We start from the raw sequence: 20,927 nt of genomic DNA, 5'->3' as shown, positions 1-20,927 counted from the left end.
CTTCAGTTTTTTCGGTCGTGAATAAACTTCGTGCACAATTGTTTTGATCTGTAATCTTCAGGCAAAAAAAAGAGCGCCGCGGCGCTCTTTCTGTGCTGATGACGGAATCAGCCGCCCCAGCTCCGGCTGGATGAACTCGATGAACTCTTTGAGCTGCTCCAGCTGGATTTAGCTGCCGCACTGGAGCCAAAGCCACCGCGTGAGATCGTGCGGCTGACCGTTGGCTTCGGTTTCATCTGCTCTTTGCTGAGGATCACTTTGGAGTTCTTATAGCGGTAAGAACCGTAGTCATAACCATCAGCTGTGGTCCAGCGGCTGTAGTAACGGCTGCCCGGATAAGTCGAACTGAACATCGGCTGGCTGTAGTAGCCGCGGTTATTGTCCAGCAAGCGGGCGAACATAAAGCCGGCCATCGCAGGCATAAACCAGTTATTCTCAGGCGCACCGACACAGCTGTTCTGGCCGAATTCAGCGATACAGTCACGTTGGGTCATGAATTTTGGCGCTGTACGTGCCGCATCTTTCAATGCGGTCTCGTAGGCTGCCTCACATTGCGCTTCGAAGCCCGGGTTATCGCTTTTACAGTCGTATACCGTGTGGTAGAGCTTGGCTTCTTCTTTCGGGTCACTACAGCCAGCCAGCAGGCCTGCAGAAATCGCGGCAGTGACAGGTGCAATGGCAAAGGGACGCCATTGCTTACGCATACCGGGGAGATTGACTTCTTTGGTCCGTTTCATTGCGCCGCCCTCAGTATGTCATGCAGGCAGCGTTGAGCAGGCCCACAGAAACAGAAGTCGCAGCCATCAGCAGACCCGCAGGGATCTCACCCGCTTCAATGCGTTCAGCGATGCGTGGCATGAAGCCTAAACGAACAATCAGATAAGCCAGCATTTGAGCCAGCAGGGCAACCACACCCCAGATAGAGAAATCAACAAAGTTCACTGAGTTACTGGCAGCACCGGCAATGGCCAGTGAATAACCCAGGACAGAACCCGACAGGGTAATGGCTGCTGCGGTGTTTTTCTCTTCTTTGACCAGTTTCCATTCGTCATACGGCGTGATGCGGACGAAGATAATTTTGAACAGCATCAGGAACAGAATAGAAATCGCAAAATAGATGACAAAAGAGCCTAACCCTGCGAGAGATTGTGTTAATAGATCCATGGAAATCCCTAAAATATATCGTTTTTATGTATTGTTGCCTGATTCAGCCGATTAACTTGAAGTCGGTTGGACTGAGATCAAACCCTGTGCTCAGCACCAGGCTTCGTTCGGCCCGGTTGTTGAAAATTTTTTCTTCTGCGGCCACAAGCAGGACTTCAGCCAGTGATGGTTCGGCTTCCCTTTCATACACCATCAAAAACTGATCCGTATTGCTGGTGGTGCCATTCTGTAGCCAGGTGGTTTCGGTAACTGCAACCGGACGGCTGTTGTCCCAGATTTTCTCAAAAGTCTGGTCTTCCAGCTGCCACTGGCTTTTCACGATGCCGTGATCGAGCAGATGCTGCCATTCGCTGTCGGTGTCGACAGGCTTGCTTTCGTAGAAATAAAACAGTTTGACTTCGCTGACATCGGCGTCGCCTGTGCCATGGGTCAGCACCTGAACAAAGCCTTCGTCATCGGTATAGTAGCGGAGCAGGCGGGTTTGCTCATCCAGCCAGACTTCACCGACAGCTTGAATCAGCTGTGTGCGGGCAGCACCTTCGATCGTCAGCGACGGTTCTGTCAGGCGCAGTTTCAGATCATCGAGCTCGAATGCGCCGCCGAGGCGCAGGCCCAGAATTTCCGGGGCGGTCGGGCCACTGGCTTCAGGCTCTTTACGTTTTTTAAACCAGTCGAACATACGTTCTCCTTATCCGATTATGCAGGCCAGTTAAAGTGGTCTACCCGCTCATCGGCGATGTAGAAAATATTGGTGCCGGGTGTGACGTCCAGATTCAGCGGTGGATTCAGCTCAATGCCCTGACCGCGGTCGATAGCAATCAGCGTGGCATCATGCTGTTCTTTAAACTGGCTGAACAGTTTGCTGATGGGCGTGGGCGCCATGCTTTCCGGGAAGCGCACCGCGTACTGTGTCATGCCATGGTGGGTGCTGAGCAGTTCGTGGTGTAAGCCGCTGGAGCCGGGGTCGACGGCCGCTTTTGCGAGCATCTCGACAGCCACGGAAGGAATACACTCGGCATTCGGACAATGACTTTTCAGCAGGTCACTGAGTGCTTCATCATTGAAATAAGCCAGCAGGTGAGCGTTTGGGTTACGGCTGGCGCAATACAGCGCGGCTGCCAGGGTGACATCATCTTCAGCGTTATCAATGATGATACAGCTGGCTTTGCTGATCCCGGCTTTGTCCATGCTCTGGGTGTCGGTAAAGCTGGTGACGCGGACAAAGTCGATTTCGCCCGGTAGCGGGTTTTCCATTTCAGGACGGACGCAAAGCACGATATGGCGGCGAGTGCGCTCTTCGTGCTGCAACATCTGGATCAGGTGCAGGGTGCGCTGGTTGTTCCAGCCGAGTACCAGAATATGGTTCTCCACGTTGATTCTCCGATTGCCGAGCAGACCGCTCTTCCAGTAACTCATAAACATCGTGGCCAGACGGCCAATGCCAATGGCGAATAACCCCAGGCCGCCCGGAATCACAAACAGGGCGACGACCCACTGACCCGCAGCAGATTCCGGTGAATAGTCACCATAACCGACGGTGGACGCGGTGACGACCAGGTAGTAAACGAAGCGGCTGAGTGAATGTGTAAGTGCTTGCTCTCCAGCCAGTTCAAGGAGTAACCAGCTTGCTCCGATGTAGATGAGCAGCGTGATGAGCAGGTTGCGACCAGTGAGTTGATTGAATTGTTGATGGGCCCAACGGCGGACCCACAACCAGATTGACATGCCTTTCTCCTCAATCCTTTGGGGAACGTTGTTCCCTTATTGGCGACCGAGAATGCGAGCCAGCTCATCTTCAGCAGAACCTTGTCCGCCGCTCTTGAGACCTGCGTCGGCAAGTTTTTTCTCCAGTGCACTGCCGGATTGTTCTGCTGCCATTTCAGATGCAGCTTCCAGCTGTGCGGCTTTTTCAGTCTGGCGCTGTTTGATACGCTCCAGAGAGGAAACCGCGGTGTGCATTTTCGTGTTGGCGCCGACCTGACTGGCAGAAACGGAGGACTGTGCCTTCTGAACCGCTTCGGTTGCCTTCACGACATCTACTTGCTGTTCCAGCTGACGCAGTTTGTCTTTGGCCTGAGCAATGTTTGCACGCAGGGACTGTTCAGAACGGGAGAACTGTTCCAGATAGGTTTGCTCGGTCTGCTGCTCGTTACGCAGATTTGCAACTTTCTGAGCACATTCCAGTGCCAGATCCTGCTGGCCTTTTTCCATGGCGTTTCGGGCATAACCTTCGTATTCAGCGATACCCAGGTTGAAACTTTCCACTTTCTGCTGGGAAAGCTTGCGCTTGGCAACAATACCCACCAGTGCTTCGTCGGAACGGCGCAGTTCAGTTTTGGCGTCACGAATCTCCTGATCCAGGATACGCAGCGCCTGGCTGTCTACAACAGCTTCAGCCGCTTCGTTCGCACCACCTTTGATTGCAGTGAACAGTTTTTTCCAGACACTCATGCGGTTTGCTCCTTGAGGTAATCCTGATACAGATCGATAAAGGCTTCTACGTTGCGGAACAGCGTTGCCACTTCAATAACCACGCTTTCTGCTTTGGACTGGGAAGACAGTGAACCAAAGGCAATGTAGTAATCGTTACCGTTGATGCTGTTGATGCCGATGGTCGACAGCGGGAACATCTTATGGGTCCGCAGGATTTCGTTGTTGAGTGCGTCTGTATCTTTGACTTGAGCGGCATCGAACAGAACAACCTCGACCAGGATCTGTTCACCGGAGACTGCCAGAAAGGCTTCGATGTTATCTTCATTGCGGATCAGCAGTGCCTGACCCTGTAATTCGACTTGCCAGCCATCATGTTCAGACAGCAGGGGAGCCAGATCGGAAAGTTGCCACATAGTCAGCATCCTTAGGTTAAGAAAAAAGAAACCTTGTGACCGAGTCACACAAAGGCTTTCGACTGATTTCACCCGATGAAGTTCCTGACCCGCACAAAAGTGAGCCGGATTTTTCGGATGATAATAAGCTCACCGTTAATATAAAGGTGTTTGGGCGACAGATTATGCCTTTGAACACATAAACTAAAGCCGTTTTTTTACAGGTAAAGTGTTGTTTTGTGATGTGTAGCTGAACTTTTAGGGCGTGAAAGAGCCATTTGGCCTGCTCCTTCCGGCCATGAAGTCGTATCAATCGCATGAAGCTATACTTAGCAGCAGTTTCCGTGGTCTGTCTGCTGAGTGATCGCTATGACCAAAAAAAATCTGCTGTTGCGGTTCATCTTACCGCTCATCATTGCCATGATCCTGGGTGCTGTGGTGCTCAACTACTATACCTATCATACCCGGCCCGCAGAACTTCATCTGACCAGTATTGAACTGGCTCCGTTTTCCGATGATAAGTCCGTCTTCCTGAAGCCGGAACTGATTGCCATGAGCCAGAAAGAGTACGATGCGCTGATTGCAGAGCGTTCCGATGGCGGAGATGAAACGCTGGGTGGTGAGTGCCAGCGCTGGACGTCTATGCTGCCAGCCTGGCTGCTGTGCGGCGATCCCGGTTATCTGCAGCATACGGATCTGACTGAAGGCTTTCAGCCGCCGTCAAAACTGGAAGTGTCGGGGCTGCTGAAGGCGAATCCACTGAACAATGCGCTCTATATTTACCGGATTTCCCTTGACCCGCAGGCAGAAGGGAGCCTGATCTCCCGGCTGGACGTTTATACCCATGATGACGGGATTGCTCACTACTACCGCTATGACGAGAAGGGCGCTTTAATCAATATGCCGTTAAGTGATTTGCCTCAGCCCGTCGTGTACGTGGAAGAGGTCATCAATACCGGTTTGCAACCGACGCTGCGGTTCACTTTTTCTAACCGGGGCGCGCGTAAGGCGACGCTGAATGCGTTGCGGAGTGAACGGGTCTTTGTTGTAACTTCACCGCCACAGAACGATTACCAGGGTGAGCATCTGCCGTCCAGACTGGCAATCCCTGCCAATGGATTTAGCCTCGGACCGGACGAAGATAATCAGGTGTCACTGACCGAACCGGTTACATTGGGCAGCCAGCATGATAAAGCCATTGAAGTCCCGCTCAACATTCTGGACTTGGGCGCGGGAGACGCTGCCGGTTATTTACTGGTGCGGTTTTATCTGGATTATTCCGACGGCAGCAAAAATCAGTCAATGCTGTTGGGCAGCTTCCTCTTTTCAGATCATGTTCATCTGATCTTGGGGGAATGAGTGGAAAAGAACCGTTGCGGCATTTTCAAAGTGCGCTCAAATAACCGGACACAAGTTCAGGCCGGGCGCAATTCAGCTTCGTTGTGTGGCAAAGTGAATCAACTGTCTTTGTGCTGAAATTCGCTGCGCAGCCAGGACCGCAGAGTCAGAACGCTTTCCTGCGTCAGTTTCTCTTTGGGGCAGACGAAATGATATGCCTGACTGGGGTTGAGTACGGCGGGCCCGATCTCCTGCAACAGACCTTGCCGGATGTCATCTCTGACAAAGAGTTTGTGCGTCACCAGTACACCGAGGCCGCGTAATGCGGCCTGGATGGCATGCGCAGATGTGGTGAAGCACAGGTTGCGTTGCCGGGAAGGAACTGCCTGTTGGCTGGCGTCGCACCAGATTTGCCAGTCGTGCTGGCGTCTGGGATTGGTGACAAAAATCGGCGGAAAGTGTGACAGGATGTCCTCTGGCGCCTGAAACTGCTGTCCGTTGAGCAGCGCAGGCGCACAGACCAGAATCAACTCGTCATCCCCTAATTTTTCGCAGTGATAGCCTTTCCAGTCATCGGGGCGACCGTGAATGAGGGCGGCATCAACCCCTTCTCTTTCCAGATCAAACACATGGGTTAAAGTCGAAATCCGGATATCAATATGCGGGGCCAGCGCCTGAAATTCGGGCACGCGCGGGATCCACCAGTGCAGTGCCAGCGAGTTCACCATATTCAGGGTCAGCCGATGCTGGTGCTGCTGTTGTAAAGCCTCGCCGGCTGCCACAATCTGTTCCAGTGCCGGGGCGACCTGACGGTAATACTTACGGCCGTTCCGGTTCAGTTCCACCCGGCGTCCGACCCGCTGAAATAAGGGCAGTCCGAGCTGACTTTCCAGTGATTTAATCGCCTGGCTGATCGCGGAATGGCTGACGCTCAGCACTTCGGCGGCCTCGGTCATGCTGCCGGTTTCGGCAACGGCGACAAATGCATAAATGGATTTCAGGGGAATGTGCTTTTTCATCTGTAAGTTTTTCTAACCATTTTGGTTAATATTATTCGCTTTTTTCTCAATTGTAACCCCGTTAGACTCCTCACCAGCTAAGGAGTCCTCATGAACACAGATTTACGTCCCCTCTTTTTGATGCTGGCTTCCACCTTTAGCCTGTCGGTGAACGGGCTGATTACCAAATTGCTGAGCGAGCATTTCAGTATTGAAATGCTCAGCCTGCTGCGCTTTGCACTGCCCGCTGTGTTGTTTTTCTGGCTGATGTCACTGACGCAGTGGGCCGTACCCGACAGCAAAAAACTCTGGCAGTCTCTCGCCATTCGCGGCTTTTGTGTTGCGGCGGCACAGCTTTGTTTCCTGTTTGCGATCAGCCACCTGAGTCTGGTGGAAACTGTGGTGCTGTTCAGTACCGGCCCGCTTTTCATTCCAGTGTTAGAAAAACTGTTATTTCAGGCTCGGATTCCACCTATGACGGTCATGAATCTGACCATCACTTTTCTGGGGGTTGTGCTCATGGCGGGTCAGGCGGGCGGGTTTACCCTGCGGCCTGAACTTCTGGTCGGAGTCGCCGCCGGGGTGTTCAATGCCGGTTCGCAAGTCAGTCTGTACCGGGTCAGCAAAGGCACGATGTCTGCAGTCGGGCTGAATGCCTGGTGCTTTACGCTGGCAAGTTTGATGCTGTTGCCGCTGGTGCTGTTTACCCATGACTATCAGCAGCTGGCAACAAGCTGGCAGCTGATCACCGATATGCAGTCGATGATATTGCCTGCGCTGCTATTGCTAACCGTGTGCATCGTGAATACCCAGGTGTTTCGCGTGAAAGCTTATCGTCTGGTGGCCTCAGGTTCGGTGCTGGCCCCCCTGATTTTCACAAATCTGATCTTCGCACTGATTTGGCAGGTGCTTTTCTTCGAGCAGAGTCTGGCATGGAATAAGGTGCTGGGGATCAGCCTGATTGTATTGGCGACATTGATGAACACCTTTGGTCCCGTATGGCTGAAGCAACGGGAGATGCGGCTGAATCAACACGGCTGACACGGATAAACCCGCCATGATGGTTTCACCAAGGCTGTGCAGGGATGCACCGGATCAGGTCTTATTGCAGAGCGGTGACGGCGATTGGAATGACAGGTTTTTGTTTATCTTGTTGATTTTTAATGAATTAAGCATTAACCCTGAATCTGGCACACATCATGCAAGTTTAACACCGTACACGACATTCAACACTTAATACTTTGGTTTTAGGCATTGCTGCCACGTCCTTTCCCGGGGACGTGGCTTTTTTTATGCCTGCAGGTTGCGGTGGCAGTACCGCGAAGGAGACGCGTATGAGCAGCATGGCCGAGCCGTGTTCAGGTTGCCGGCAGCAGCCGGATGGGAAACCGGCGGTACAATCTGCCTGCCCTTATTGTGGCGTGGGTTGTGGGGTCAGCATTCAGTACCGGCACCCGTCGGGCAATCTGAAAATGATAGCGGAGGTGTCGGGCGATCCGTTCCATCCGGCCAACCGGGGCGCTTTGTGTGTCAAGGGAGCGGCGCTGAAAGAAAGTCTGAGTCTTCCGAACCGCTTGCTGTATCCCCGTGTTCACGGGGAGGAAGTGAGCTGGACACAGGCCACTGCGGTGATTGCTGAAAAGCTGATGCAGACCGTTGCTGAGCATGGTCCGGACAGCGTGGCCATGTACGTTTCCGGCCAGTTGCTGACCGAAGATTATTATGTCGCCAACAAGCTGATGAAGGGGTTTATCGGCACTGCGAATCTCGATACCAATTCCCGGTTATGTATGTCTTCTGCCGTTGCTGCGCATAATCGTGCATTTGGGGAAGATCTGGTGCCTGTGCATTACGAGGACATTGATAAAGCAGGCTTGATCGTGATTGTGGGGGCGAATACGGCCTGGACACACCCGGTGCTGTTTCGCCGGATTCAGCAGGCCAGAGAAGCCAATCCGGATTTAAGGCTGGTGGTGATTGATCCCAGACGCACCACAACGGCGGCGCAGGCCGATTTACACTTGCCGGTTGCGAATGACGGCGACGTGCTGCTGTTTCACGGCCTGTTGCGTTACCTGATGGATCATCAGGCGCTGGATCAGACATTTATCGAGGCGCACTGTCAGGGATATGAAGCTCTGGCAGAGGAACTTCGCCATGAACAATACCGGCTGATGGCCTGTGCCGACACACTGGGCCTGAGCCGGACGTTGCTCCATGATTTTTTCACTCTTTTTAAAGACGCCCCCGAGACTCTGACACTGTTTTGTCAGGGCATCAATCAGTCGGCCAGCGGAACAGACAAAGCCAACGCGATCATCAACTGTCATCTGGCAACCGGCCGGATCGGCAAGCCCGGTGCCGGGCCGTTTTCGCTGACCGGACAGCCGAATGCCATGGGGGGCCGGGAGGTGGGCGGACTGGCGAATCAGCTGGCTGTCCACCGGGGCTTTGATGCGGATTCGGTGCAGGCGGTCGGTGAGTTCTGGCAGGCGCCGAAGATGGCGACCCGGCCGGGCCTGAAAGCCGTTGATCTCTTTGAGGCCATGTATGAAGGCAAGGTGAAGTTTGTCTGGGTGATTGCGACCAATCCAGTGGTGTCTCTGCCGGACAGCCGCAAAGTTGCAGAAGCCTTATCCCGGTGCGACTGTGTGGTGGTCTCGGATATTTCGCCGGATGCGGATACTGCGGCCTTTGCCGATGTGCTGTTACCGGCTTCCGGCTGGGGCGAAAAAGACGGCATGGTGACGAACTCTGAACGCATGATGTCTCGGCAGCGGGCTTTTCTGCCCCCGCCGGGCGAGGCCAAAGCCGACTGGCGGGCGATTTGTGAGGTGGCGCAGGCTATGGGGTTTCACGGTTTTGATTTTGCCAGCGTGGCGGATGTGTACCGGGAATACGCGGCACTGAGTGGGATTAACCGCCATGCGCCTTATCTGTTTGATATTTCAGAACTGGCATCGATGTCGGACGAAGATTATGCCAACTGGCAGCCGCAGCGCTGGCCGCTGGGAAGACCCTCGCATCTGTTCAGTGACGGCCGGTTTCCTACCGTCAGCGGACGGGCCCATTTTGTGCTCCCTGCGTTGACTCAGGATGCAGGGGGTGAGCTGGCAGAGCGCTGGTGGCTGAATACCGGGCGCCAGCGCGACCAGTGGCACACCATGACCCGGACCGGTCATATTGCCCGGCTGGCTGAAAGTGAGAGCGAACCGACGGTTTACATGCACCCGTTGTCGGCCCGGAAACATCAGTTCAACGCTGGGCAACTGGTCAGCCTGAATCATGCGGGACAGACCCTACAGGCGAAGCTGGCACTGGATGACGGCCTGTCGGCGAAGCAGCTCTTTATGTCGATGCACTGGGCCGGACGGTTCGGTTTTGACAGCCGGGTGAATCAGATGGTGGCTCCTGTGGTTGACCCGGTCTCGGGGCAGCCTGCGTTTAAATCAGCCGCCGTTTCCGTATCGGCTGCTGAAGTGGCCAGTTACGGGGTGTGGATGGGTCAGCAGCCGCCTCCGTTTGAGACCGACTATCTCAGTTTTCAGACCGGCGAACGGGTTCACTTCTGGCGGTTTGCCTGCAAGGTACCGCTCGCGAAAGCCCATCTCTGTGATCAATCAGAACAAATGCTGGTATTGGATGAAATCGGCTCAGGGCCCAATCGCTGGGCGGGGCTGCAGATGAAAGGCGACAGACTGAAAGCTTTCTGTCTGGTCAGTGAGCAGCCACTGTCGTTCGATCCCCAGCCTTATACTGCTTTGTTTGATGGGACATTTTCAGTCCGGATGTTTTTGCGTGCATTTGTGGCCCTGACGTCACAGGGGCAGACACCATCCAGACTGGTATGCAGTTGTTTCAGAGTCTCGGACCGGCAAATCCTCAAAGCCATTGAGCAGGACGGCATCACCAGTCTGCATGGTTTACAGACACAACTGAAATGTGGCACCAACTGCGGGTCTTGTCTGGGAGAAGTGCAATCGCTGTTGAAACAGCAAACGACAGACCAGCCAGAATTGAGGGCAGGCGCATTGCCGGTCAGGGCATCATCCGTCACAGAAGGAGAGCAGGCATGAGCACGGACAGCACAACAACGGTGAACAAAACACACGACACCATTACAAACGGCACTGAAATAAAGGGGACGGTCAGTGCTATTCAGCCGGTCCGTACCTGTTTCTCTGCTCATGATCAGCCAGCCGTCAGTCTGGTCGGCGCCGGTCCCGGCGATCCGGAGCTGCTGACTCTGAAAGCGCTGAAAGCGATTCAGCAGGCAGAAGTGCTGGTGTATGACCGTCTGGTCAGCGATGCGATTCTGGCGATGGCGAATCCGGAGGCTGAGCTGATCTACGTGGGCAAGCGTTGCGGGCAGCCCAGCATGAAACAGGAAGCGATCAATCAGCTCTTGATCGACAAAGCAGAGACAGGACGCTATGTCGTCCGGTTAAAAGGCGGTGATCCGCTGATTTTCGGCCGGGGGGGTGAAGAGGGTCTGGCGCTGGCCGCAAAAGCAATTTCCTTTGAATTCGTGCCCGGAATAACAGCCGCGATTGGATGTGCGGCGTCGACGTCGATTCCGCTCACCCACCGGGAAATGTCCCGTTCGGTCACGCTGGTGACCGGTCATGTGGTGTCCGGGGCGCTGCCCGCCTGGGCGCAGTTGATCGGGGCCGGGCAGACGATTGTCTTTTACATGGGGCTGGAACAGGCCCGGGAAATTCAGAGCGGTCTCACGCTCGGCGGTTTGCACAAAGACACACCGCTGGCTGTGGTCATCAAAGGCTGTACCCCCGATGAGCAGGTGCATGTGTCGTCATTGGGCAATCTCACCAAACTGGGGCAGATGCTGAAGGGACAGTCCCCGGCTTTGCTGATCATGGGCGATGTCGTTGCATTGCGCGCGACGCTGAATCAGGCACTTATGTGCGACGAAGCCAGAGGGGCTAACCCTAAAGGGGTATTTTACGGCTGATTCTGACGAACTGGCTGGTTGCTTGCTTCTTCATAACAGAACGGTGTGTTGAATCGTCGTGTACAGGGAAGTCGGTGATCATGGTGAAGCCAGACATGAAAAAGATCGTGGTGTGCAGTGACTGCACCCGGGAGCAGGCCAGTCTGACGGGACAGCTGGCCGCTGCTTATGATGACGTGACTGGCTGTGGTTTCCGTCAGTTTGCAGCGCTGGTCAGTCAGGCGCAAAGCGGAGTTCTGGTGATCAGCTGGGCCAGAGCAGATGCCGAATTACGGCAGATGGTGGAGCAGGCCGGTTGTCTGGGCTGGCCGCTGGTGGTCATGGTTCGCCAGCTGGAACCTCAGGATATTCACCGGCTGCCCGGACCCAATGGTTATGTGCTTTTACCCGGTGACTCGGCAACGGCGCTGAGTGTGTGGGTAGAAAGGGCATGGCAGGTCCGGCAGGCACAGTGTCAGCTTAAAAAGGAGCTGGTCACTCTGAACCGACGGCTGGAGGAGCGGCGCTTGATTGAGCAGGCCAAAGGGCTGCTGATGAAGCTGCACGGGCTGGATGAATCCGAGGCTTACAAACTGCTTCGCAATGCGGCGATGCAACAGAGTCAGAGTCTGGGACAGATTGCGAAGAACTTACTGATCAGTCTGAACCGATAGCCGGTTGAGGCTGCTGATGGTACGTATTGTCGCCATCTCTAAGCAGGTCAGCCTGCAGGCCAGACAACAGGCGACACAATAAGCAAATTGAGACACAGAATTGATGAATCAGGCAACGCTGCTTCCCCGCCGGGGAGCGGCGTTTTTTTGTTTTGAGCGAATTGGATTTCACAAGTATGGAAGAGGGTGAACGATGAAAAGCGTGAAACACTGGATGATTGCTGGCACTGTCAGTGCCAGTCTGCTGTCGGTGCCGGTACTGGCCAAGGTCGGACCGCCGGAAAAAGATGAGCTGAAATTCGGCTTTATTAAGCTGACGGACATGGCACCGCTGGCGGTAGCCTATGAAAACTTCTTTTTTGAAGACGAAGGACTGTACGTCACGCTGGAAGCACAGGCGAACTGGAAAGTGCTGCTGGACCGGGTGATCGACGGTGAACTGGACGGCGCCCATATGCTGGCCGGGCAGCCGATTGGTGCCACCATTGGCATTGGCACCCAGGCTAATGTGGTGACCGCGTTCAGTATGGATCTCAACGGTAATGCGATCACGGTGGCCAATCACGTGTGGGAAGCCATGAAACCGCAGGTGGCGAAAACCGCCGACGGAAAGCCCAGGCACCCGGTGAAAGCGGATCTGCTCAAGCCTGTGATTGCGTCTTATCAGGCGGCGGGCAAGCCGTTCAAGATGGGCATGGTTTTCCCGGTGTCGACCCACAATTATGAGCTGCGTTACTGGCTGGCCGCAGGGGGTATCCACCCCGGCTATTACGACCCGACTCATGGTGACAACAGCGGTCAGCAACAGGCGGATGTGCTGCTGAGTGTGACACCACCACCGCAAATGCCCGCCACCCTCGAAGCGGCAACCATTCAGGGCTACAGCGTGGGTGAGCCGTGGAATCAGCAGGCCGTTTTCAAAGGGATTGGTGTGCCTGTGATTACGGATTACGACATCTGGCGGAACAATCCGGAGAAAGTTTTCGGGGTCAGTCAGGCCTGGGCAGATGCCTATCCCAACACCCATATCCGGGTTGTGAAAGCGCTGATCCGTGCGGCTCACTGGCTGGATGAGAAGAACAATGCCAACCGTGAAGCGGCTGTCAGGATGCTGGCTCGCAGCCAGTATGTCGGTGCCGATGCGAAGGTGATTGCCAACAGTATGACCGGCACCTTTGAGTACGAAAAAGGAGACAAACGCCCGGCGCCGGACTTCAATGTGTTTTTCCGTTACAACGCAACGTATCCCTACTACAGCGATGCCGTCTGGACACTGACGCAGATGCGTCGCTGGGGTCAGATCCCTGAAGCCAAACCTGACGACTGGTACCAGTCCATCGCGAAGCAGGTCTACCGACCGGAGATTTACCGGCAGGCTGCCGAAGCCCTGATTGCCGAAGGCAAGATGAAAGCGGCTGATTTTCCTGATTTCGAAAAGGAAGACGGTTTCCGGCCGCCGCAGAACGGATTTATCGATCAGATCACCTTTGACGGCCATCAGCCCAATGCGTACCTCAATCAGTTCGCGATTGGTCTGAAAGGCAACGACAAACTTTAAGGAGGATGGCTTATGGCTTCCATCATCACGTTGTCTGCACTGCCGAAACCGGCGCGGGTGATCCAGCACAGCCGGTCGCTGGCGCTCCCGCTGTTGGGCATTGCCGTCTTCCTGCTGCTCTGGCATCTGGCGGCCAGTCAGGTGCAGACCTCTCTGGGCACACTGCCGGGACCGGTACAGACCTGGCAGCAGTTCACCAATCTGGTCGCGGAACACCAGCATGAACGGGATCGTGAGGCTGCATTTTATGCGCGTCAGGATAAGCGCAATGCCGCAAAGCTGGCTCAGAACCCGCAGGCTGAAGTCCGTGTCCGGGAATACACCGGGAAACCGACCTTCTTCGACCAGATCGGCACCAGTTTACTGACCGTGATGGCCGGATTTCTGCTGGCGACTGCGATTGCCATTCCGGCGGGCATTGTGCTCGGACTGAACCAAGGGCTGTATGCCGTATTGAACCCGGTGATCCAGCTGTTGAAACCGGTCTCACCGCTGGCCTGGCTGCCGATTGTCACCATGGTGGTCAGTGCGCTGTATGTCAGTGACGAGCCGCGGGTTGCCAAATCTTTTCTCAACTCCCTCTTTACGGTGGCGATGTGCAGTCTGTGGCCGACGCTGATTAACACGGCTGTGGGTGTGACAGGCGTGGATCAAGATCTGCTCAATGTCAGCCGGGTGCTCAAACTTTCACGCTGGCAGCATGTGCGCACCATCGTGTTGCCGTCCTCCGTGCCGATGGTGTTTACCGGTCTGCGTTTGTCGCTGGGGGTGGCCTGGATGGTGCTGATTGCTGCTGAGATGCTGGCGCAGAATCCGGGGCTGGGCAAGTTTGTCTGGGATGAATTCCAGAACGGCAGTGCCGCATCCCTGGGCCGGATCATGGTGGCCGTGGTCACCATCGGTTTCATCGGTCTGCTGCTCGATCGGAGCATGCTCAGTTTACAGCGTCATTTTTCATGGAATCAACAGCTGAGCCAGCACTGAGCCGGCTGAGCACAAGGAGAAAAGCATGTCTCGTGAATATTTACTACTCAGTTATCTGGGGATGCGCTTCCCGACGCCCAACGGTGAGTTTGTGGCACTGAAAGACGTGAATTTCAGCATTGAGAAAGGCGAATTCATCTCTCTGATTGGTCACTCAGGCTGCGGTAAGTCCACGGTACTGAATCTGGTCGCCGGGCTGCTGGATGCGACGGATGGCGGCGTCATTCTGGAAGGGCGGGAAATTTCCGGTCCCGGTCCCGAGCGGGCGGTCGTGTTTCAGAATCACGCTTTACTGCCCTGGCTGACGGTGTATCAGAACGTTGAACTGGCGGTGAAACAGGTCAGCAAAGGTAAAACGTCAGCAGCGGTTCGGGATGAGGTGATGCACTACCTGCAACTGGTGCACATGGACCATGCCCATGATAAACGGCCGGATGAAATTTCCGGCGGCATGAAGCAACGGGTCGGTATTGCCCGGGCGCTGGCGATGCAGCCGAAAGTGCTGCTGATGGATGAACCCTTTGGGGCACTGGATGCCCTGACCCGGGCGCATTTACAGGATGCGCTGATGGCGATTCAGGCTGAGCTGAAGAACACCGTCATCATGATCACTCACGACGTGGACGAAGCCGTGCTGCTGTCGGATCGCATTGTGATGATGAGTAACGGCCCCGAGGCCACCATTGGCGAAGTGCTGGAGATCAGCCTGCCACGTCCCCGGGATCGGGTCGCGCTGGCGGATGATCCGGATTATCAGCGTCTTCGGCAGAGTGTGCTGCGTTTTCTGTATGAGAAGCAGCGTAAAGTGGCGCCGATTCCGGAAACGGTTCCGGATTCGGTTTTAAAGCCGGTGTCAGCGAAAAACCGCAACGAAAAAGTGGCCTGATTCGGGACTCAAACACAGTTCAGGAGAGCATGATGTTGATGCAACGCGAAAAATTACTGGTGGTGGGCAACGGCATGGTCGGCCATCACTTCATCGAACAGCTGGTGGCCCAAAATGCGCATCAGTCTTATCAGGTTATTGTGCTGGGCGAAGAACGCTTTGTCGCTTACGACCGGGTTCATTTGTCGTCCCTGTTTTCCGGCAGTGATCATCAGGATCTGCTGCTGAGCAACGAGCAGTGGTATCAGGACAATGGGATTGAGCTGTTGCTGGGAGAGCAGGTGGTCGGCATTGACCGCGAAAAACAGCGTGTCACGTTAGCCAGTGACAGTCAGCTTGCCTATGACAAACTGGTGCTGGCGACCGGCTCTTATCCTTTTGTGCCACCGGTGCAGGGCAGCGACAGAGACAACTGTTTTGTTTACCGGACGCTCGATGACCTGTCTGCCATCAAAACAGCCTGTGCCGGTGCGAAAACCGGCGCGGTCGTCGGCGGCGGGTTGCTGGGGCTGGAGGCGGCTAATGCGCTGCGTCTGCTGGGGCTTGAAACCCATGTGGTGGAATTTGCGCCACGACTGATGCCGGTTCAGATTGATGATGCCGGGAGTGCACTCCTGAAAAGTAAAGTCAGTGAATTAGGCGTGCAGGTGCACACCAAACGGGCAACGACAGCGATTACGGACGGTGAAACCGCTTTTCACCGGATGAACTTTCAGGAGCATGCGCCACTGGAAGTGGATGTAATTGTGTTTTCCGCCGGGATCCGCCCGCAGGATACACTGGCCCGTCAGTGCGGACTGGCGATTGGCGAGCGTGGCGGCATCATCATTAACGATGCCTGTCAGACCAGCGATCCCAATATTTACGCTATCGGCGAATGTGCGTTGTGGCAGCAACGGATTTTCGGGCTGGTGGCACCGGGTTACAGCATGGCGCGGATTGCAGCGGATCAGATCTTAGGGGGCGACCGCACCTTCAGTGGCGCGGACATGAGCACCAAACTCAAACTCATGGGCGTGGACGTGTCTGCCATCGGGAACTCGCTCGGTCAGGGCGAAGGCTGTCAGGAAATGGTGTTCCGGGACATGCGTGCCGGGGTGTACAAAAAACTGGTGGTCAATGACACCGGAGACAAGCTGCTGGGCGCGATTCTGATCGGGGACAATCAGGATTATGATGCCCTGCTGCAATGTTACCTCAACGGCATGCCGCTGCCTGCACATCCGGCTGAGTTGCTGTTTGACTGTTCTGCGTTGCAGGGCAGCAAAGATGCCGGGGCGATTGTCTGTGCCTGTCATCACGTGACCCGGGGAGAGATTACGGCTGCGGTGCAGGCAGGGACTCACGACCTGTCTGAACTAAAAAGCTGCACCAAGGCCGGGACAGGCTGCGGTGGTTGCAGCACCATGGTGAAGTCGATTCTGGATGAGGAACTCGCGGCACTGGGCATGGAAGTCAGCAACCATCTCTGTGAGCATTTCGCTTATACCCGTCAGGAGCTGTTCCATCTGGTGCAGGTGGGACAAATCAAACAGTTTGACGACTTGATCGCCCGGCACGGTCAGGGCATGGGCTGCGATGTATGCAAGCCTGCGGCCGCCTCGATTTTTGCATCGTTGTGGAATGAACATGTGCTCGAACCTCAGCATCAGCCATTGCAGGATACCAATGACGCTTTTCTGGCCAACATTCAGAAAGACGGCAGTTATTCTGTGGTGCCCCGGATTCCGGGCGGGGAAATTACGCCGGAGAAGCTGATTGTTTTAGGGGAAGTCGCCAGAAAATACGATCTCTATACCAAGATCACCGGTGGTCAGCGGGTTGATTTGTTCGGGGCACAGCTCGAACAGTTGCCGGATATCTGGCAGGCCCTGATTGATGCCGGATTTGAGACCGGCCATGCCTACGGGAAATCGCTGAGAACGGTGAAATCCTGCGTCGGATCGACCTGGTGTCGGTATGGCGTCGACGATTCAATCGGCCTGGCGATTATGCTGGAGAATCGCTACAAAGGGCTGCGTTCGCCGCACAAACTTAAGTTTGCGGTGTCCGGGTGTACCCGGGAATGCGCTGAAGCACAGAGTAAAGATATCGGGGTGATTGCGACCGAAAATGGCTGGAACCTTTATGTGTGCGGCAATGGCGGGATGCGGCCGCGCCATGCCGATTTGCTGATGTCGGATCTCTCAACTGATGCACTGGTGACCCTGATCGACCGGGTGCTGATGTTCTATGTCCGTACTGCCGACCGGCTGCAACGGACATCCGTCTGGTTACAGAACCTTGAGGGCGGGCTGGACTATCTGCGCAGTGTGGTGGTGGACGATAGTCTGGGCATCAACGCTGAGCTGGAAAAGCAAATGCAGCATGTGGTGGAGACTTATCAGTGCGAATGGAAAACCACGTTGTCGACGCCGGAGAAACTGGCGCGGTTCAGACGCTTCGTGAATGAAAGCGGTGACGTGGTCTCGCCGGACTACCGACGTGAACGCGGACAGCGGATTCCGGTTCAGATGATTGAGCCGTCCCCTGAAAATACCCGCCAAACTGAGCAGGAGGGCGTATGAGCTGGTTGAACGTTTGTCATCTGGATGATCTGATTGTGAATTCAGGCATGGGTGCGATGGTCCATGATACACAGCTGGCGCTGTTTTATCTGCCGTCTCAGCAGCCCGGCATTTTTGTACTGGATAACTGGGACCCGATTGGCCGGGCCTTTGTGATTTCGAGGGGAATTGTCGGGGATATCCAGGGTGAATTGAGTGTGGCATCGCCGCTTTATAAACAGCACTTCAGTCTGCACACGGGTCAGTGTCTTGAACAGCCGGAAGTCCGCGTCCGGGTCTGGCCGGTCAGGGTCGAAGACGGCGAGGTGTGGGTGAACACTGCAGCATTATCAATGTAATCACTGACAGCGACCTGCCTCAGTCAGACGTCAGCTTCTATGCTGATCCAATGCCAGCCGAAACCGCTACCGGTTGGCATTTTTATATTTAGCTGTCAAATAATTGACGATTTTATCTGATCATAAGTTCCGCAAAATACCAGAAACCCTCTGCAATTTTGTTGAGATCTTGTATGAATTTTGAACACTCTCAAAATTTCGAAAGTCCTGTTTTCCATTACATCCCGGCTCATCTATCCATACAGTGAGTGATTTAAAAATTAACGCATCTTTTTGTGAGCAGGGAAGCCATATGGGTATCCATTTTCTTTCGACGATTGGCACGGTATGCACGGCTTTACCTGAACTGCCATGTCTTGCTTCAGGCAATGTGTCTCTGAATACACCGGTGGGGAATTGCATCGATCATTACGGACATATCTGGCTGGCCGATACCGCGCATAATCGCCTGCTGATTTTCGATAAAGAGATGGCGCATCTGCTTGTTGTGTTCGGGTCGACCGGCGACGGTGAACAGCAGTTCAATATGCCTTTCCGGTTGCTGGCTCATCCGGAACAAAACTGGATGTATGTCAGTGACATCGGCAATACACGTATCCATATTCTTGAATATGATCAGGCGTTATCCATTACGTCTGTGAAACGATTCGGCAATGAAACAGATGTGGCTTTGAAAGGTCCGAATGGCCTGGCTTTCTGGCAAGGTGAGTTGTGTGTGGCCGATGAATTCTATGAAGGTCCGGGCGGCGCCAGCCGACTGGTGATTTTTTCAGAAGATGGTGAATACCGCCGTTCATTACATGCGGTGGAAACTGAGAATGGTCCCATCCATTTTCTCTGGCCGCAGGGACTGAGCCGGGATGAGCAGGGTTCTCTGTATGTGGCGAATACGGGATTCGCGACGGTGGTGCGTTGCGACTGGCATGGTCAGGGCATTCCGTTTCCGGCGAATGGGAAATGCTATCTGGATGGTCTTGAGCTGGCGCGTGATGTGTCGGTGACCCAGAATCGTATTCTGATCCCGGGGGCCAAAAACAGTGCTATTTCGGTCTATGACATGGCGGGCCACTATCAGGGGGATTTGGACGGTTTCTTCTCGCCGATTCAGGTCACGGCTGTGCCGGACACCCGCCGAATGCTGATCACTGAGCCGATTCTGGCGACGTTGCAAATGCATGAGATTGACTTGTCCCGTGTGCGCGACGGCAACGTGGCATCCACCCGGGTGCTGAGCTCCGTGGGGGATGAACGGGATAATCCGGGTCAGTTTCATTTCATCACTGCGGTTGCCGGCGCACTGGATGCTGCGGTCAAAGCTGTGGTGCCGTCTCCTTTTGTGGCGCTGTTTGAACGCTGGTTTGCGCATCAGTTGTCCCTGCAGGAAACCTGGATCAAGGCGGTTCAGCCAACCGCGATGCCTGCCTGGTGGAATCTGGCCGTCACCACTCAGTTGGAATGGGTGCAGCGTTGGCAGCAAACCTGGCTCCGGGTGATGCTCAATGACAAATTTGATGATCCTAAGGATGTCCTCTGGATGGTTGATGCCGGGAACTTCCAGTTGCAGGCCAGTGAAAATGGCAAACAGGATGCGTCTTTGCCCGTCAGCCTGCCATTAATGCCCGGCTCGTTAGGCATTGCCGCTTACAAGCCCGTGCAGCCATTACCCGGACAACTGGATCCGCGTGTACCGATGATTGTCGTGAGCAATTATCTCAGTGGCATCATCACTGTTTTTCAGTATGACAACCGGTTGGGTGAACTGGTGCCTTATACCAACTTCGGGGGCATGGGCCGTGAGCCGTGGCAGTTCAATAAACCACAGGGTCTGGCCATCGACCCGGTCAGCAACGATATCTTTATTGCTGACTCCGGGAATAACCGGATTGCTCGCTGGCGTCTGAGTGCATCAGGTGTGGCGGGGTTGGTTGAAGTGTTTGGTGAACTGGGGCAGGGCAATGGGCAGTTCCACACGCCGACCGATATTACAGCCTGCGAACAGGGCCGGCTTTACGTTACGGACCAGAATAATAACCGGATTCAGATTTTTGATAATGGAATGAAGTGGGTTCACAGCTTTGGTCAGCCGGGTTACAGCATCGACAGCGATCATTTTCTGCTGCCTACCAGCATTGACTATGACAATCAGCATCTGTTTGTTTCAGATCTGGTGAACCGGGCGATCAAAGTTTTTGACCTGAATGGCAATATTGTCGACAGTTTCAGCAGTTTTGGCGCAGATGCCAGCAAAGGGCAACTTTGGATGCCATATTTGCTGCATGCCAATAATAACCATATTTACCTGCCGGATTGTGCGTTAAACCGAATCAATGTGTACCGTTTTGAGCACCATGAGCAAGAAGGAACCAGATGATGGAAAACGTCTTTCAGTTAGCCCAGAACAAGCGAATCAAACATGCCAGTGGCCGCGAAACTCCGGAACAGCAGGAAAAGCATGTTGCTCAGTCTCACGAATTACTGGCTTCGCTTGAAGATGCTGTGAACCATTTTGTTGCGAATCAGGGGGAGGATCTGAAGCAAAGTCAGGCGAAATTACGCGATCTGCATCAGCAGCACCATTTATGCCTCAAGGCTCGCAGACTGAATACACCTCACGAAAGCTAAGGTTCACGATAGCTATGGATCA

At 54.5% G+C, this 20,927-nt stretch carries 19 protein-coding genes; 12 read left to right on the top strand and 7 right to left on the bottom strand.

The annotated features are described in order from the left end of the window. Positions 1–107: 107 nt before the first annotated feature. From SPK40_RS16545 to SPK40_RS16520, 6 genes are read right to left on the bottom strand one after another with little or no spacing between them, the layout of a single operon-like run. On the bottom strand, positions 108–737 hold the full coding sequence (locus tag SPK40_RS16545; RefSeq protein WP_248143193.1) for a DUF1190 family protein: 630 nt from the start codon (positions 735–737) through the stop codon (positions 108–110). Positions 738–747: 10 nt separating this feature from the next. Beyond that, positions 748–1,164 (bottom strand): DUF350 domain-containing protein, encoded by a 417-nt coding sequence (locus SPK40_RS16540; protein WP_330961222.1) that lies wholly within the window; start codon positions 1,162–1,164, stop codon positions 748–750. Positions 1,165–1,207: 43 nt separating this feature from the next. Beyond that, positions 1,208–1,843, bottom strand: a complete 636-nt coding sequence (locus SPK40_RS16535; protein WP_330961221.1) for a YjfK family protein — start codon at positions 1,841–1,843, stop codon at positions 1,208–1,210. Between the two features lie 17 nt (positions 1,844–1,860). Then, a complete protein-coding gene (locus tag SPK40_RS16530) occupies positions 1,861–2,889 on the bottom strand; it encodes an ion channel (RefSeq protein WP_330961220.1) in 1,029 nt (342 codons plus the stop codon). Between the two features lie 36 nt (positions 2,890–2,925). Continuing rightward, positions 2,926–3,615 (bottom strand): PspA/IM30 family protein, encoded by a 690-nt coding sequence (locus SPK40_RS16525; RefSeq protein ID WP_248143197.1) that lies wholly within the window; start codon positions 3,613–3,615, stop codon positions 2,926–2,928. Beyond that, positions 3,612–4,010, bottom strand: a complete 399-nt coding sequence (locus SPK40_RS16520) for a DUF2170 family protein (protein ID WP_330961219.1) — start codon at positions 4,008–4,010, stop codon at positions 3,612–3,614. Before SPK40_RS16520 ends, SPK40_RS16525 begins: the two co-directional genes overlap by 4 nt. A gap of 348 nt (positions 4,011–4,358) precedes the next feature. Between SPK40_RS16520 and SPK40_RS16515 the strand changes: the two genes are divergently transcribed. Continuing rightward, positions 4,359–5,348 carry a hypothetical protein gene (locus tag SPK40_RS16515; RefSeq protein ID WP_330961218.1) on the top strand — a complete coding sequence of 330 codons (990 nt, stop codon included), beginning with the start codon at positions 4,359–4,361 and terminating at the stop codon, positions 5,346–5,348. A gap of 98 nt (positions 5,349–5,446) precedes the next feature. Here SPK40_RS16515 and SPK40_RS16510 read toward each other — a convergent pair whose 3' ends face one another. Then, positions 5,447–6,346, bottom strand: a complete 900-nt coding sequence (locus SPK40_RS16510; protein ID WP_330961217.1) for a LysR substrate-binding domain-containing protein — start codon at positions 6,344–6,346, stop codon at positions 5,447–5,449. Between the two features lie 90 nt (positions 6,347–6,436). On the opposite strand from SPK40_RS16510, the gene SPK40_RS16505 reads away from it, so the two are divergent. The 11 genes from SPK40_RS16505 (at position 6,437) to SPK40_RS16455 (ending at position 20,905) form a co-directional block, all read left to right on the top strand. After that, positions 6,437–7,366 carry a DMT family transporter gene (locus SPK40_RS16505; RefSeq protein WP_330961216.1) on the top strand — a complete coding sequence of 310 codons (930 nt, stop codon included), beginning with the start codon at positions 6,437–6,439 and terminating at the stop codon, positions 7,364–7,366. A gap of 302 nt (positions 7,367–7,668) precedes the next feature. Then, positions 7,669–10,401, top strand: a complete 2,733-nt coding sequence (locus SPK40_RS16500; protein WP_442957589.1) for a nitrate reductase — start codon at positions 7,669–7,671, stop codon at positions 10,399–10,401. Beyond that, positions 10,398–11,297 (top strand): uroporphyrinogen-III C-methyltransferase, encoded by a 900-nt coding sequence (cobA, locus tag SPK40_RS16495; protein ID WP_330961214.1) that lies wholly within the window; start codon positions 10,398–10,400, stop codon positions 11,295–11,297. The genes SPK40_RS16500 and cobA overlap by 4 nt, the downstream gene beginning before the upstream one ends. A 95-nt stretch (positions 11,298–11,392) precedes the next feature. After that, positions 11,393–11,950, top strand: a complete 558-nt coding sequence (locus tag SPK40_RS16490; RefSeq protein WP_330961213.1) for an ANTAR domain-containing response regulator — start codon at positions 11,393–11,395, stop codon at positions 11,948–11,950. A 214-nt stretch (positions 11,951–12,164) separates the two neighbouring features. Beyond that, positions 12,165–13,508 carry a CmpA/NrtA family ABC transporter substrate-binding protein gene (locus tag SPK40_RS16485; RefSeq protein ID WP_330961325.1) on the top strand — a complete coding sequence of 448 codons (1,344 nt, stop codon included), beginning with the start codon at positions 12,165–12,167 and terminating at the stop codon, positions 13,506–13,508. A 12-nt stretch (positions 13,509–13,520) separates the two neighbouring features. Further along, on the top strand, positions 13,521–14,492 hold the full coding sequence (locus SPK40_RS16480; protein ID WP_330961212.1) for an ABC transporter permease: 972 nt from the start codon (positions 13,521–13,523) through the stop codon (positions 14,490–14,492). A 25-nt stretch (positions 14,493–14,517) separates the two neighbouring features. Continuing rightward, entirely contained in the window at positions 14,518–15,378 is an 861-nt protein-coding gene (locus tag SPK40_RS16475) for an ABC transporter ATP-binding protein (RefSeq protein WP_330961211.1), read from the top strand. Positions 15,379–15,416: 38 nt separating this feature from the next. Further along, positions 15,417–17,945, top strand: a complete 2,529-nt coding sequence (gene nirB / locus SPK40_RS16470; protein ID WP_330961324.1) for a nitrite reductase large subunit NirB — start codon at positions 15,417–15,419, stop codon at positions 17,943–17,945. Beyond that, complete coding sequence (gene nirD, locus SPK40_RS16465; protein ID WP_330961210.1) at positions 17,942–18,283, top strand: nitrite reductase small subunit NirD; 342 nt, start codon at positions 17,942–17,944, stop codon at positions 18,281–18,283. The genes nirB and nirD overlap by 4 nt, the downstream gene beginning before the upstream one ends. Before the next feature lie 292 nt (positions 18,284–18,575). Further along, positions 18,576–20,654, top strand: coding sequence for an NHL repeat-containing protein (locus SPK40_RS16460; protein WP_330961209.1), 2,079 nt, complete (start codon positions 18,576–18,578; stop codon positions 20,652–20,654). Then, positions 20,651–20,905 carry a hypothetical protein gene (locus SPK40_RS16455; RefSeq protein ID WP_248143218.1) on the top strand — a complete coding sequence of 85 codons (255 nt, stop codon included), beginning with the start codon at positions 20,651–20,653 and terminating at the stop codon, positions 20,903–20,905. Before SPK40_RS16460 ends, SPK40_RS16455 begins: the two co-directional genes overlap by 4 nt. The last annotated feature ends 22 nt before the right edge of the window (positions 20,906–20,927 follow it).

Origin of the sequence: Photobacterium sp. 53610 (assembly GCF_036409375.1) — a bacterium.
Taxonomy (GTDB): Bacteria; Pseudomonadota; Gammaproteobacteria; order Enterobacterales; family Vibrionaceae; genus Photobacterium.
The sequence above is the reverse complement of the archived record's forward strand: the minus strand, read 5'-3'. Positions and strand labels throughout refer to the sequence as shown.

Coding starts and splice junctions, on each gene's coding strand:
- SPK40_RS16505 (WP_330961216.1), top strand. CDS start 6,437: ATGAACACAGATTTACGTCCCCTCTTTTTGATGCTGGCTTCCACCTTT.
- SPK40_RS16500 (WP_442957589.1), top strand. CDS start 7,669: ATGGCCGAGCCGTGTTCAGGTTGCCGGCAGCAGCCGGATGGGAAACCG.
- SPK40_RS16540 (WP_330961222.1), bottom strand. CDS start 1,164: ATGGATCTATTAACACAATCTCTCGCAGGGTTAGGCTCTTTTGTCATC.
- nirD (WP_330961210.1), top strand. CDS start 17,942: ATGAGCTGGTTGAACGTTTGTCATCTGGATGATCTGATTGTGAATTCA.
- SPK40_RS16530 (WP_330961220.1), bottom strand. CDS start 2,889: ATGTCAATCTGGTTGTGGGTCCGCCGTTGGGCCCATCAACAATTCAAT.
- SPK40_RS16545 (WP_248143193.1), bottom strand. CDS start 737: ATGAAACGGACCAAAGAAGTCAATCTCCCCGGTATGCGTAAGCAATGG.
- SPK40_RS16475 (WP_330961211.1), top strand. CDS start 14,518: ATGTCTCGTGAATATTTACTACTCAGTTATCTGGGGATGCGCTTCCCG.
- nirB (WP_330961324.1), top strand. CDS start 15,417: ATGCAACGCGAAAAATTACTGGTGGTGGGCAACGGCATGGTCGGCCAT.
- SPK40_RS16490 (WP_330961213.1), top strand. CDS start 11,393: ATGAAAAAGATCGTGGTGTGCAGTGACTGCACCCGGGAGCAGGCCAGT.
- SPK40_RS16535 (WP_330961221.1), bottom strand. CDS start 1,843: ATGTTCGACTGGTTTAAAAAACGTAAAGAGCCTGAAGCCAGTGGCCCG.
- SPK40_RS16520 (WP_330961219.1), bottom strand. CDS start 4,010: ATGTGGCAACTTTCCGATCTGGCTCCCCTGCTGTCTGAACATGATGGC.
- SPK40_RS16485 (WP_330961325.1), top strand. CDS start 12,165: ATGATTGCTGGCACTGTCAGTGCCAGTCTGCTGTCGGTGCCGGTACTG.
- SPK40_RS16525 (WP_248143197.1), bottom strand. CDS start 3,615: ATGAGTGTCTGGAAAAAACTGTTCACTGCAATCAAAGGTGGTGCGAAC.
- SPK40_RS16480 (WP_330961212.1), top strand. CDS start 13,521: ATGGCTTCCATCATCACGTTGTCTGCACTGCCGAAACCGGCGCGGGTG.
- SPK40_RS16455 (WP_248143218.1), top strand. CDS start 20,651: ATGATGGAAAACGTCTTTCAGTTAGCCCAGAACAAGCGAATCAAACAT.
- SPK40_RS16460 (WP_330961209.1), top strand. CDS start 18,576: ATGGGTATCCATTTTCTTTCGACGATTGGCACGGTATGCACGGCTTTA.
- cobA (WP_330961214.1), top strand. CDS start 10,398: ATGAGCACGGACAGCACAACAACGGTGAACAAAACACACGACACCATT.
- SPK40_RS16515 (WP_330961218.1), top strand. CDS start 4,359: ATGACCAAAAAAAATCTGCTGTTGCGGTTCATCTTACCGCTCATCATT.
- SPK40_RS16510 (WP_330961217.1), bottom strand. CDS start 6,346: ATGAAAAAGCACATTCCCCTGAAATCCATTTATGCATTTGTCGCCGTT.